7 protein-coding genes are annotated in these 12,924 nt (G+C 70.8%); 3 read left to right on the top strand and 4 right to left on the bottom strand.

The window, feature by feature from the left end; translation table 11 throughout:
* The first annotated feature begins 137 nt into the window (after nt 1-137).
* Both G524_RS14915 and G524_RS0104115 read left to right on the top strand, forming a co-directional pair.
* Nucleotides 138-746 carry a heme oxygenase-like domain-containing protein gene (locus G524_RS14915; RefSeq protein ID WP_156894004.1) on the top strand — a complete coding sequence of 203 codons (609 nt, stop codon included), beginning with the start codon at nt 138-140 and terminating at the stop codon, nt 744-746.
* Nucleotides 743-3,307, top strand: coding sequence for an HWE histidine kinase domain-containing protein (locus G524_RS0104115; protein ID WP_027442575.1), 2,565 nt, complete (start codon nt 743-745; stop codon nt 3,305-3,307). Before G524_RS14915 ends, G524_RS0104115 begins: the two co-directional genes overlap by 4 nt.
* Nucleotides 3,308-3,409: 102 nt before the next feature.
* Here G524_RS0104115 and G524_RS0104110 read toward each other — a convergent pair whose 3' ends face one another.
* The 3 genes from G524_RS0104110 to G524_RS0104100 all read right to left on the bottom strand — a co-directional run bounded on the left by G524_RS0104110 (nt 3,410) and on the right by G524_RS0104100 (nt 6,096).
* Nucleotides 3,410-4,183, bottom strand: coding sequence for a class I mannose-6-phosphate isomerase (locus tag G524_RS0104110; RefSeq protein ID WP_051220914.1), 774 nt, complete (start codon nt 4,181-4,183; stop codon nt 3,410-3,412).
* A 35-nt stretch (nt 4,184-4,218) separates the two neighbouring features.
* Complete coding sequence (locus tag G524_RS0104105; protein WP_027442573.1) at nt 4,219-5,262, bottom strand: mannose-1-phosphate guanylyltransferase; 1,044 nt, start codon at nt 5,260-5,262, stop codon at nt 4,219-4,221.
* 102 nt (nt 5,263-5,364) lie between these two features.
* On the bottom strand, nt 5,365-6,096 hold the full coding sequence (locus G524_RS0104100) for an energy transducer TonB (protein WP_036857402.1): 732 nt from the start codon (nt 6,094-6,096) through the stop codon (nt 5,365-5,367).
* Between the two features lie 434 nt (nt 6,097-6,530).
* Here G524_RS0104100 and G524_RS14910 point away from each other — a divergent pair, with 434 nt between their 5' ends.
* Nucleotides 6,531-9,383, top strand: a complete 2,853-nt coding sequence (locus G524_RS14910) for an ATP-binding protein (protein WP_051220887.1) — start codon at nt 6,531-6,533, stop codon at nt 9,381-9,383.
* Nucleotides 9,384-9,498: 115 nt separating this feature from the next.
* On the opposite strand, the gene G524_RS0104090 is transcribed toward G524_RS14910, so the two are convergent.
* A complete protein-coding gene (locus G524_RS0104090) occupies nt 9,499-12,789 on the bottom strand; it encodes a TonB-dependent receptor (RefSeq protein ID WP_027442571.1) in 3,291 nt (1,096 codons plus the stop codon).
* Nucleotides 12,790-12,924: the final 135 nt, after the last annotated feature.

The following is a 12,924-nucleotide window of genomic DNA, read 5'->3' as shown; positions in this document are numbered from 1 at the left end:
GCATCCGTGCGCCGCAATTGCCAAGGGCGGCGCCATGTGTCATTACGGCTGGACATTTTTCGCGCCTCATTTGCCTTACACTCGGGATCGCCTGGCAGAGCGGGACGCAGCCAGATCGGGCAGGAAGGACGGTGGCGATGGCGCATGCCAGTGACCACGCCGCGGGGGCCGCGGATCTGAGGGGGCATCTGCGCGGTACGACCATGGCCGCGCATGGCCTGCTCGATGCCGCGATGCAGGCTGCGGCGGGTTGGCACAGCCGCGCCGATTATGCCCGCTTCCTCGCGCTTCAGCACGCCGCCCGCGCGCCGGTCGAGGCCTGGCTTGCCGCCCATGCCCCGGCGCCGCTGCACCCCCCGCCGCAGACCCCGCTGATCGCCGCCGATCTGGCCGCGCTGGGCGCGGCGTCGGCGCCGCCGCCCGCCCCGGCCCCGCGGATCGCGGCCCTGGGGCGCGGGGCCGGCGCCGTGCTGGGGGTGGCCTGGGTGCTTGCCGGATCGGCGCTCGGCAACCGCGCCATCGCCCGCGCCGTCACCCGCATCGGTGCGGGCGCCTGGCCGGTCGCCTTCCTCGGCGATAGGGCGATGCTCGCCTTCTGGCAGGCGCTGCGCGCACGGATCGAGCGGCCTTGCGGGCCGCGCGAGGCCGAGGGCGCCGCCGCTGCGGCAGAGGCGGTCTTTGCCCATTTCCTCGATGTCGCCCGGGCCGGGCAGGGCGACCTTGCGGCGCAGGGCGTGGGCGCATGAACCTCCAGCCGCGCGGCGATGCCCTCACCGAATGCGATCGTGAGCCGATCCACCATATCGCCGCGATCCAGGGCTTCGGTGCGCTCATTGCCGCCGATGCCGCGGGGCGGATCGCCCATGCCTCGGCCAACCTCGGTGCCATGCTCGGCCTCGAGGCGACCCCGGCAGCGGGCACGCCGCTCGCCACGATCCTCGCCCCGGCCGCGCTCGAGACCATCACCGCCGCGCTTGCCGAGCCGCTTGGGCCGGACAGCTGCACCCGGCGCTTCGGGCTCGACCTTGCCGGCAATGGCGCGCGCTTCGATTGCGCGCTGCACACAAGCTGCGGCCTTCAGATCATCGAGCTTGAACCCCACGCTGCGGATGCCTTTGCCGATCATGTCAGCCTGATCGTGCCTGCCATCGCCCGGCTGGAACAGGCCGCCGGCCTTGCCGAACTGTGCGACAGCGCGGCGCGGCTGGTGCGGCAGATGACCGGATATGACCGGGTGATGATCTACCGCTTCCACCCAGATGACAGCGGCGAGGTGATCGCCGAGGAGCGCGACACGGCGCTCGAGCCCTATCTCGGGCTGCGCTACCCGGCTGCCGATATCCCGCGCCAGGCGCGTGAGCTGTTCCGCCGCAACCGTTTTCGCGTGATCGCCGACATGAACGCCGAGCCGGTGCCGATCATCCCGGCGCGCGGGCCCGATGACACCCCGCTCGACCTGTCGATGTCGATGCTGCGCGCCCATTCCAAGATGCACCTTGCCTACATGCGCAACATGGGGGTGGGCGCCTCGCTGGCGATCGCGATCGTGCGGCACGAGCGGCTGTGGGGGATGATCGCCTGCCACCACCGCACCCCGCGCCTGCCGCCCTATTCGCTGCGCACCGTGGCCGAGGTGCTGAGCCAGACCTTCTCGCTGATGCTCGACCGCATCCTCCTGGCCGAGAGCGAGCGGCTGCGCGAGCGCGCGCGGCTGCTCAACGAGCGGCTGCTGCTGCGCCTCTCGGGCGGGGCAAGCCTGGCTGACAGCCTGCCGCTGATCGCCGAGCTTCTTGGCGGGGTGATCGCGCATGACGGCCTCTCGCTCATGGCCGAGGGCCGCTACTCCGCCAGCGGCGCCGCCCCCAGGGAGGGCGAATTTGCGGCCATCGCCCCGCTGCTCGCGCCGGCGCTGAGCGGGGCGGTGCTGGCCACCACCCGGCTGGCCGAACAGATCGCCGAGGCCGCCGCCTTTGCCGAGCGCGCCACCGGGGCGCTGGTGCTGCCGCTGGCGCATGGCGGGCGCGAGGTGCTGGTGCTGTGGCGCCGCCCGCTCGAGCGGATCGTCACCTGGGCGGGCGATCCGGCCAAGGCCGCCGCGCCCCCGGGCGAGATGCTCCAGCCGCGCGCCAGCTTTGCCGCCTGGGTCGAGACCGTGCGCGGCCATTCGGCCGAGTGGAGCGCCGAGGAATGCGCGATCGCCGAAGGGCTGCGCCGCACCCTCATCGAGGTGGTGCTGCGGCTGAATGCCGATCTCGCGCACGCGCGCGCGCGCGCCGCCGCGCAGCAGGATCTGCTGATCGCCGAGCTCAATCACCGGGTGCGCAACATCCTCGCGCTGATCCGCGCGCTCGTCGCCCAGTCCGAGGCCGAGGCGCTTTCGGTGCCGGGCTTTGCCGCTATCCTCGGCGGGCGCATCGCCGCGCTCGCCGCCGCCCATGACAACATCACCGCGCACAATTGGGGCCCGGCCAGCCTCACCCGGCTGATCACCGAAGAACTTGCCCCCTATACCGGGGGCGATCCGGCGCGCTTCCGGCTCACCGGCGAGGACGTGCTGGTCGTGCCTGCGGCCTATACCATGCTGGCCCTGGTGGTGCATGAACTGGCGACCAATTCGGCCAAATATGGCGCCCTTTCGGCCCGCGCCGGGTGCGTCAGCGTCAGCCTCGCGCGCACCGCGAGGGGCGATCTGGCGATCGCCTGGCGCGAAAGCGGCGGCCCGCCGGTGACCGCCCCGGCGCGCGAGGGCTTCGGCTCCACCATCATCACCCGGGCGATCCCGCACGAGCTTGGCGGCACCGCCACGCTCAACTTTCGCCTGACCGGGCTGGAGGCCGATTTCGTCATCCCCGCGCGCCATCTCGCCCCGCGCGCGGCCGAGCCGGCCACCCCCGCCGCCCCCACCGCCGCGGCCGCGCCGCCCGCCGCGGCGCCTGCCGCAGCGCCGGCTGCCACCCTCGTCCGCCCCGCGCGCGCGCTGGTGGTGGAAGACAGCATCATCATCGCGCTCGATGCCGCCGAAAGCCTCAAGCGGCTGGGTGTCGCCGAAGTCACGATTGCCGCGAGCGTCGCCGAGGCGCTCGCCGCGATTGCCGCCAGCCCGCCCGAGCTGGCGATCATCGACTTCAACCTCGGGAGCGAATCGGCCGAACCCATCGCCGCGGCGCTGCGCGCGGGGGGCGTGCGCTTCGTGCTTGCCACCGGCTATGCCGAGGACACCGAGGATTTCGCCCGGCTGGGGGCCGCAGCGGTGCTGAGGAAGCCCTATGGCCTGGCCGATCTGGCGCGGCTCCTGCCCGATGCCTGATATCAGCGCGCTGAGATGCTGGCGCATCACGCGCTGGAAATGCGCAAGCGCCGCACGGGCTTGACCAAGGGGCGATGCGCGAGGCGCATCGCCCCCTTGGTATCAGGCCGCCCGGGTGAGCAGCGTCACCCCCGCGGCGGCAAAATCGAGACTGGCAAGCCCGTCAGCCACAAGGCAGGTGCCCGCCGCGGCGCGCAGCGATCCGTCGCGCGCGGCCAGCGCGCCGGAAAGCGGCAGCGCCAGCAGCGGCCCTTGATAGGCGGCATGGGTCGCCGCATCGGGCACGCCTTCGACCCGGTCGAGCCGGAAATGCGGCCCATCCACCAGCACCTGTCCATCGGCGATGCTGCGGCGGTGCTGCGCCGGATAGGGGGCGCCCCGCGCCACCGCGAGCGCACGGTCGAGGTGAAGCGCGCGCGGGCGGCCATAATCATAGAGGCGAAAGGTGGTGTCGCTCGCCTGCTGCACCTCGACCAGCGCCAGCCCCGGGCCGATGGCATGGACGGTGCCCGCGGGCAGATAGAACAGATCGCCGGGGCGCGCCGCGTGCCAGGCGAGCAACGCCTCGATCGTGCCGTCGCGCGCCGCCGCGGCGATCTCCTCGGTGCTGACCTCGCGGGTGAAGCCGATCGCAAGGCGCGCCCCCGGCTCGGCCTCGAGCACCAGCCAGCATTCCTCCTTGCCCGCCTCGCCGGCGCGCGCCTCGGCATCGGAAGGGTGCACCTGCACCGAGAGCTTTTCCGAGGTGAAGAGGTATTTGACCAGCACCTCGGGCAGTTCGGGCGGCGGCTCGAACCAGATCTCGCCGATGCGCGTGCCCGGCGGCGCGGCAAAGGGGGCGGGCAGCGTCTCGCGGCCCCAGACCTTGGCCACCATCCGGGTGTCAAGCTGGCGGACGGGGAAGGCGGCGCTCACTGGTGCTGCGCTCCCGGCAGCTTGCCCACCGCCTGCGCGCCTGCGCGGGTGGTCACCAGCACCTCGCCGCCCGAAACGATGATGCACACCTCTTCAAGCCCCACCGCCGAGATGCGCGGGCCATCGCTGAGCGCCAGCACGCCGCGGCAATCGAGAAGATCAGCCGCTGCGCCGCGGGTGATGTTGCCCGCCGCATCGGCCTCATGCGCCAGCGCCTCGGCGAGCGCGGCCCAGTTGCCGATATCCGACCAGCCCATCTCGACCGGCACCATCGCCGCGCGGGCGGTGTTTTCCATCACCGCATAGTCGATCGATTCGCCGGCGATCGCGCCAAAGGGCGCCGCGGCCGGGTGGAAGCGCGCCCCGTCCCAGCGCCCGCCCGCCACCGCCTCGGCCACCTGCGCGGCCATGGCCGGGCGATGGGCGGAAAGTTCAGCGAGAAGTTGCCCAGCGCCAAAGGCGAAGATCCCGCCGTTCCAGCTATATTCCCCGCTGGCAAGGTAAGCCGCGGCGCGCGCGGCGTCAGGCTTCTCGACGAATTCGCGGATGGCATAGCCCCCGGCCAGCGGCGCGCCCCGGCGCAGATAGCCATAGCCGGTCTCGGCCCGATCGGGTGTGATGCCGAAGGCCACCAGCCAGCCTTCGCGCGCCAGCGCCGCCGCCGCCAGCGCCGCGGCGCGAAAGGCGTCGGCATCGGCGATGTGATGGTCGCTCGGGCACACGAGCAGCACGTCATCGGGCGCGCACAGCGCGGCGGCGAGCGCGATCGCCGGGGCGGTGTTCTTCGCCGCCGGCTCGATCACCAGCCGCGCCCCCGGCGCGGCGCCGAGCGCGGCGGTGATGAGATCGGCATGCGCCGCGCCGGCCACAACCAGCGGCGGGGCAAAGCGCGCATCGCCGGCAAGGCGCCCAACCGCCTCCTCGAACAGGGTTTCCTCGCCGAGGAGCGGCAGGAACGGCTTGGGCCGGGCCTTGCGGCTCATCGGCCACAGCCGCGTGCCGCTGCCGCCGCACAGGATCACCGGATGGATGCTCGGCACGTGCCCTCCCCTTTGGTGCACCGCAGCGCTATATCAGGCGCGCCCAGCGATGCCAGCGCCAAGAGGCAGGCTGCGCCGCGCCCGGGGCTGGCCGGGCCAGGATCAGAACCATTGCTGGCGCCAGTAGAAGGGCGCCGGCACCGGTCGGCCCGCGGCATCGGTTGCCGGACGAAAGCCGAGCCGCGTCTCGACCAGCTGGCAGGTGATGCGGTCCGCCTCGGGATCGGGGCTGGGGCGGTAGATGGTGCAATTGCGCGCGCGGCCATCGGTGCCGACGATCACCCGCACGATCACCTCGGTGCCGCGCCGCGCCGCCCGCCCGCCGGGGGGCACGGGAAAATCGCGGGCATTGTCGATCCGGCCCGAGATGTGCACCGGCTTGGTCGCAAGGCCTGCGCCGCGCCCGCTGCCGGAAGCGCCGCTGCCGGGGCCCTCGCCGCTGCCTTCAGCGCCAGTGCCAGCGCCGGCATCGGCGGCCCCGGCGCTGGCGGCAGCGCCGCTTGCCGCCACGCGCGGAAGCGGCGGATCGGGCCGCACCGCCACCCGCGGCGATGGGGCGGCCTCGGGCCGGGGTGTCGCCCTCCGCCCTTGATCGCCCGCCGCACCCTGCTCCGCTTCGGAGCGGGTTTCGGGCGGCGGATCGGGCGGGGCGGTGACGGTGACGCTGAAGGCGGCGATCACCTCGCGCTCAACCCTGGCGGTGAGATCGGGGGCGAGCGCGCGGGTAAGGCCATAGAGCACAGCGAGATGTAAGAGCACGATCGCCGCAACCAGCGGCAGGCTCAGCCGCCGGCGGCGAGCGCGAAAGCCTTGCTCCTCGGGCGGCGGTGGCATGCTCACGGGGCGCGATTGCTCCATTGCGGATGCGGTTTGTGCGGCGGGTTGTCCCTTGCGCCTATATCACAGCGCGGGTCGATTGCGATGGAGCGCCGGGAATCGCCTTTGCGTGGAACCATGATCGGGGCGCAGACGGGGCGAGCGCCGATGCCGCGCCGTGCCGCGCTTGCGGCAATGGCGCGGGCAGGGACGGGTGCGTCCATGCGCGACCCGGTGAGACAGCCCCGGGCGTCGCACCCGCGGGCGCCTGTGCCGCTGCCGTGGGGCCGCGCGCGCAAACAGCCGGGATGAGCGCGGCCTCACGGGGGCAGCGCGCGGTGCCGGCCCTGATGCCATTGGTCAGGTGGGCGCTTGGGCGGGCGCCCGTGCGGGGTCTGGCGCGGGGTCTGGCGCGGGGTCTGGCGCGGGGTCGGGCGCGGGGTCTGGCGCGGTTGGAGATCGCTGCCGGGCCGGTCGATCGGGCCAGCCTTGGCGCCGCCCTGATCGCCGGGGCGGCCTATCTCGCGCTCGCCGCGCTCAGCTTGGCGCTTTCCCGGGCCGAGGCGCCGCTCAGCCCGATCTGGCTGCCCAATGCCTGCGCGCTCGCGCTGTTGCTGCGCGCCCGCCTGCCAAGCGAGCTGCCCCTCCTTGGTGCCTGCCTTGCCGCCGCGTTTGCGGCCTATGCCCTGTCTGGCCTGCCCCTCGCCCACGCGCTGGCCTTTGCCGCTGCGCACCTGGTCGAGCTCATCGCGGTGCTGGCGCTCACCCGGCGGCCCGGACGCCGGGCGCCCGACATGAACCGCCTCGGTGATCTTGCGCGCTTCATCTGGGCCGGGGGGCTGGTGGGGCCGGGGCTGTCGGCGCTGATCGCCGCGCCCGCCTATGCCACCAGCCTCGAGAGCCTGCGCGCCGGGGCGATCGCCTGGTTCCTCACCGCCAGCACGGCGATGGTGCTGATCGTGCCCACCGCGCTGCTGCTGGTCGATCGCGCGCGCGGCACCCTGGCGCGCGGGGCGGCCACGCCGCCCGAAACGCTGGCGCTGCTCGCCGGGGGCATGGCTTGCGCCTTCCTGGTCTTCAACCAGACCCACTACCCGCTGATGTTCCTGATCCAGCCGATCACGCTGCTCCATGCCTTTCGCCTCGGCAGCCTCGGCAGCGCGCTCAATGTCGCGGGGGTGGCGCTGGTGGCCGGGGGGATGACCTGGGCCGGCAAGGGGCCGATCGCCGCGGTCGGCGCGGGCGAGATCGCCGAGCTGCACCTGCTCCAGGCCTTCATCGCCGCCAATTTCCTCACCGGCCTGCCGGTCGCGGCGATCCTTGCCGGGCGTGATCGGATCATGGCGCGGCTCGAGGCGGGCAAGCGCGAGATCGATCTGCTCACTGCCAATATCAGCGATGCGATCCTGCGCTTCGATCTGGCGGGCATGTGCACCTATGCCTCGCCCTCGGTGCGCGAGGTGATGGGCGCGGCGCCCGAGACCTATCTCGGCCAGCCGCTGACCGGGCGGCTCCACCCCGAGGCCCGCGCCCGCGTCACCGAGGCGATGGCGCGGCTCACCAGCGGCATCAGCGAGCGCGAGCGCGTGACCTATCGCCGCTTCGCCGATGCGGCCGATGGCACGCCGGTGTTTCTCGAGGCCGATTGCACCGTGATCCGCAACCCTGAAACCGGCGCGCGCGAAGGCGTAGTGGTGGCCGCACGCGATGTGACCGAGCGGGTCGAGCTGGAAGAACTGCTCACCCGCGCCCGCCGCCACGCCGAAAGGGCGGCCCGGGCCAAGAGCGCGTTTCTCGCCAACATGAGCCACGAGATCCGCACCCCGATGAACGGCGTGCTCGGCTTTGCCGAGCTGATGCTGCAGGGCGAGCTCAGCGCCGAGCAACGCCGCTTTGCCGAGCTGATCGTCGAATCGGGCCGCTCGATGATGATGCTCCTCAACGACGTGCTTGACCTGTCCAAGATCGAAAGCGGCCAGTTCACCATCGATCACGCCCCGGTCGATCTCGAGGCGAGCCTTGCCGAATGCGCAGCGCTGCACCGCATCGCTGCAGAGCGCAAGGGGCTGCGGCTCGAATTTGTCGGCCGGCAAGACGCCCCGGGCGCGGAGGCTGGCCCGGCCAGCCCCCGGCTGCTGACCGATGGGCTGCGGCTGCGCCAGATCGCGCTCAACCTCATCGGCAATGCGGTCAAGTTCACCGAGGCGGGCCATGTCCGCATTTCCTGGTGCCTCGCGGGGCAGGAGGTGCGGGTGATGGTGGAGGACAGCGGCATCGGCATCAGCCCGGGCCGGCTCGAAAGCATCTTCCAGCCCTTCACCCAGGGCGAGGCCGACACCGCCCGGCGCTTCGGCGGCACCGGGCTTGGCCTGTCGATCAGCCGCCAGCTGGCCACCCTGCTGGGCGGGCGGATCGAGGTGGAAAGCACCCCGGGCCGCGGCTCGCGCTTCACCCTGGTGCTGCCGGCCACCCTTGCCCCGCCCGCGCCGCCGCCGCTGCCCGCGCCCGATCCTGCCCAATCGCTCCCGCCGGGCGATCTGCCGAAGGCCTCGCGCATCCTGCTCGCCGAGGATCACGACATCAACCGGGTGCTGCTGCGCGAGATGCTCGAGCGCTGCGGGCAGGAGGTCGAGGAAGCGCATGACGGCAACGAGGCGATCGCGATGGTGATCGACGCGCTGCTGCGTGGCCGCCTCTATGACCTCGTGCTGATGGACGTGCAGATGCCCGGCTGCAATGGCTATGCCGCCACCCGTGCGATCCGGGCCGAGGGGATCGGGCCGGGGCTCCTGCCGGTGATCGCGCTCACCGCCAATGCCTTTCCCGAAGACATAGCCGCGGCCCGGGCGGCCGGGATGCAGGCGCACCTTGCCAAGCCCGTGGGGTTCGCCGCGCTGGCCCGGGCGCTGCAGCGCTGGCTGCCCACCCGGATCGTCGAGACCGGTGCGCCAGGCCCCGCCCCCGCGCCGCGCCCCTCCGCGCAGCTCGCCGCGCTCACCCGCTCGCCGCGGCTGATGGCGCGCTGGCAGGCGCGGCGGCGCGAAACGCTCGAGGCCGTGGCCGCGGCGCTCGCAGGTGGGGTGCTTGCCGCTGGCGCCGGCCCGAGCGCGGCGCGCGCCGCGCTGGCGCAGCAGCTCCACAAGCTTGCCGGCACCGCCGCGCTGTTTGGCGAAGCCGCGCTCGGGGTCCGCGCCGCCGCGCTCGAACGCGCGCTGGCCGAGGCCGAAGGCACCGGGGATGCGCCGGAAGCGCTGGCCGAGGCCCTGCTGGCCGAAGCCGCGGCCCACACCGCCCCCACCTCCTAGAAGGCTCTCCCGTCGGGCGGCGCCTGCCCCCACCGCACCCCACACAACAGAAAGGGCGACCCGTTGCCGGGCCGCCCTTCCGTGAGCCTGTGTTGTTTCGGCCTTGGGGGGAAGATCAGAACTTGACCCGCACCCCGAAGCGCACGCCCCAGAGCGAACCATTGATCTGGGTCGCTTCGACCGGCGCGCGGAAGTTCGAATAGACATACTGCGCGCAAGGCTGCGAGGGGTTGGCCGTGGCCGCACCGCCGACGCTCTGGACGCACTGCACGTTCACCACCGGCGCGGTGTAGGGGAAGCCCACCTGGCGGATGGTGCCCCAGTCGCTGTCGATCAGGTTGAGCACGTTCTCGACATCGGCGAGCAGCTCGATCTTGCCGCCGAGCACGAAGGGCAGTTCCTGCCGGACCGAAAGGTCAAGCTTGTGCACCCACGGGGTCTTGGCGATGTTCTTCGGCGCGATCTGGCCTTCGTAATCGGCCAGCTCCGAGCTGCGCACGAAGGCCTGGAAGGCGGCGAAGTCGAAGCCCGGGGCATAGCTCACCCTGGGATCGGCGGTCGGGCTGCTGACATTGGGCACATAGATCAGGCCGCGGTTGTTGCGCCCGGTAACCCCGAAGATCGCCGAACGGTTGTTGCCCGAGGCCTGATCGATGAAGGTGTAGCTGTAACGCTGGCCCGAACGGACGTTGTAGAACAGCTCGACGCGGGTGTTGTTGTCGCCGAAGATGTTGCCGTCAAAACCCGCCACCAGACGGAACTGGTGATCGCGCTGGTAGTTCGAGATGCCCTGCGCCGAGAAGTTGGGATCATCGGCAAACACGGTGTTGGTGTAGTTCGAGAACGCCACCGAGCTGGTGCCGGGGTTCTGATCGTCAACGTTCTGATAGGTGTAGGAACCGTTGAGGAAGAAGCCCGAATCCCAGCGCTTGTTGAAGCGCGCGATCACGTTCCAGCTGTCGCCATAGCTGGTGTTGGTCAGCAGGATGTCGGTGTTGGTGCCGGTGAAACCGGTGAGGATGTTGTAGCGCCGGCGCCCGTCGGGCAGGGTGGAATTGGTCGCCACCGAGCGCAGATCGGTCCACTCCAGCGCGTCCTCGACCTTGGAGTAGATCACGTCAACCCCGAGGTTCCAGCCATCGCCGAGGAAGCCAAGATCGGCCTCGTAATCGACCGAGCCCGAGAAACGCCACTGCGAGGGCGGATCGAAGTTGGGATCGAGCGCATTGGTCGGCGCCGCCGCGGTGCCCGCGGTGCGGATCGCATCGATCAGCGACTGCGGAATGCCGGTGCCGCCCGAGACATTGTTGAGCGTGGCCGCGCCGATCGCCTGCACCTGCGCATTGGTGAGACCCGAGATCCCGGCGATCGAGAAGGTGCCATCGGCATTGCGGCGCACCTGCGCCCGGCCCAGCGTCGGCCCGGGGTTCGAATAGTTGTTCGAGATCCACACCAGCGGGTTGCCGCCGCCGAACAGCCCGGCCGAACCGCGCACCTGCAGCCGGTCGGTCGGCTTCCAGTTGAAGCCGAAGCGCGGCTGGAACAGGTCACGCCCGTTGAGCGTCGAAGTGTTCGAGAAGCCGAAGCGCTCCAGGAAGTTGATGTTGGCAAAGGGGATGTCGGGCGTGTCGAACAGGTCGTAGCGCATCCCCGCCACCACCGTCAGCGTGTCGGTCACGTCGATCGTGTCCATGATGCCGAAGGTCCAGCTGTTGTTCTGGAAATCGGCGGTGACGGTGTCGATCCCGCCGCGCAGGGGCACGGCGATATCCACTTCCGCAGCCTGGCGAGCCTGGAACTGGTCGATCCCGTCGAACAGCCAGGCGCCCGAGACGCGCTGGGCAAAGAGGTTGCGCACGTCCTGGCGGCGGCGCTCGGCGATCAGCTTGACCGTGTGGTTGTTGAGCTTGAGCGTCGCCTGGAACTCGACCGCAAGGCTCTGGCTCTCAAGCTCGTTGGCCTGGCGGCTGATGTCCGGGCCGAAGTTGATCCGCCGCACGCCCGAGGGGCACTGCAGCGGGTTGCCCGAGGCGATCGGCTCGAGGCAGACCTGGAACTGGCCGAAATCGCGGTTGCCGCCCACCGGCACCTGGAGGCGCGTGTAATCGGCATAGGAGACGCGCAGCTGGGTCGAGAAGCTGTCGGACCACTGGTTGTTCGACTGGATGATGCCGAAGTGGTTCTTGGCGCCCTGGGTGTAGTTGTTCGACAGCAGGTTGTAGGTCGGGTTGGCGGCAACGATCTGCGCCGTGCCGGTCTGCCCGGCAAGCTGGGCCGATTCGTTCCAGATATAGGTCGCGGTCAGGCGGTGACCGTCGGCGACGTTCCAGTCGAGCTTGGTGACGAGCTTGTCGTCCTTCTCGACGATGTCATTGGCAACGCCCAGCGTGTCGAAGTTATAGACGTTCTGCGCGATCGAGCTGATCTGGTCGATCTGCGCCTGGGTGATGCCGAGCTGGCTCGGATCGACATCGGCCGGCACGGTGTCACGGGTGCGCTCGTAGGTGACGGCGAAGAACAGCTTGTCCTTGATGATCGGGCCGGTGACCTGCGCCACATAGACCTGCGAATCGAAGGAACCCACGCGGGTCAGCTCGCGCGCCTGATCGCCGCGCAGATCATCGTTCTGATAATAGGCCGAGCCAAGGAAGGTGAAGCGGTTGCCGCCCGACTTCAATTGGGTGTTGATCGCGCCGCCCTGGAAGAAGCCCTGCTGGATATCGACCGGCGCGGCCTCGACCGAGAATTCGCCGATCGCATCGAGCGGCACCGGGCCTCGGCTGGAGACGAGGCCGCCCGATTCAAGGCCGAAGGGGTCGCCGAAGGCCACGCCATCGACGGTGAAGCGGTTGAAGCGGTTGTTCTGTCCGGCGATGCTGATCGCACCATTATTGGTGGCATCGAGCGTCACCAGCGGATCGCGCGCGGCAAGGTTGCGGATGTCGCGGTTGATGTTCGCCACCCCGGCGATGTCGCGGGCGGTGAGCACGGTGGCCGCGCCCGTCGCCAGCGTGATCGCCGAACGGGTGCGCGCGCCGGTGACCACGATGGTCTTGCCCACTTCAGCGAGTTGGACGCTGATACGCTGGGCCTGGCCGGCAGCGAGGAAGCCGATTTCCTGCTCGACCGATTCATAGCCATCGGCCGCGACGCTGACGGTGAAGGGGCCGCCAAGGCGAAGCCCGGTGGCGTTGAAGCCGCCGGCGGCATCGCTGGTCTGCACCGCGCGGGTGCCCGACGGCACGTGGGTGATCACCACGGTCGCCCCGGCGATCGGCTGGCCGTTCTCGTCGGTCACGGTGCCGCGCACCGAGGAGGTGGTTTCCTGCGCAAAGGCGGGGGTGGCGATGGTGGTCGTCGCAGCGAGGCTGACAATGCTCGCAGCAAGCAGATACTTAAGCTTCATGGATGAGGCCCCTGATCAAGATGGAGAGAGTCACATGCCCGGCGGCCCTAGGCCGCGATGCTTGCGCCAAAGCGACTGTTCTGTGACAGTTTGATGAAACGGCGCGATGAGGCCGCGCGATTCCCTCGGACCTGG

The sequence above is a fragment of the Erythrobacter cryptus DSM 12079 genome, from assembly GCF_000422985.1.
Classification (GTDB): Bacteria; Pseudomonadota; Alphaproteobacteria; order Sphingomonadales; family Sphingomonadaceae; genus Erythrobacter; species Erythrobacter cryptus.
Note: the sequence above shows the minus strand (reverse complement) of the source record. Positions and strands in the feature narration are given on the sequence as shown.

Bases quoted from the DNA above. Each gene is read 5' to 3' on its own strand.
- G524_RS14915 (WP_156894004.1), top strand. From the start codon at position 138: ATGGCGCATGCCAGTGACCACGCCGCGGGGGCCGCGGATCTGAGGGGG.
- G524_RS0104115 (WP_027442575.1), top strand. From the start codon at position 743: ATGAACCTCCAGCCGCGCGGCGATGCCCTCACCGAATGCGATCGTGAG.
- G524_RS0104110 (WP_051220914.1), bottom strand. From the start codon at position 4,183: ATGGTGGCCAAGGTCTGGGGCCGCGAGACGCTGCCCGCCCCCTTTGCC.
- G524_RS0104100 (WP_036857402.1), bottom strand. From the start codon at position 6,096: ATGCCACCGCCGCCCGAGGAGCAAGGCTTTCGCGCTCGCCGCCGGCGG.
- G524_RS0104090 (WP_027442571.1), bottom strand. From the start codon at position 12,789: ATGAAGCTTAAGTATCTGCTTGCTGCGAGCATTGTCAGCCTCGCTGCG.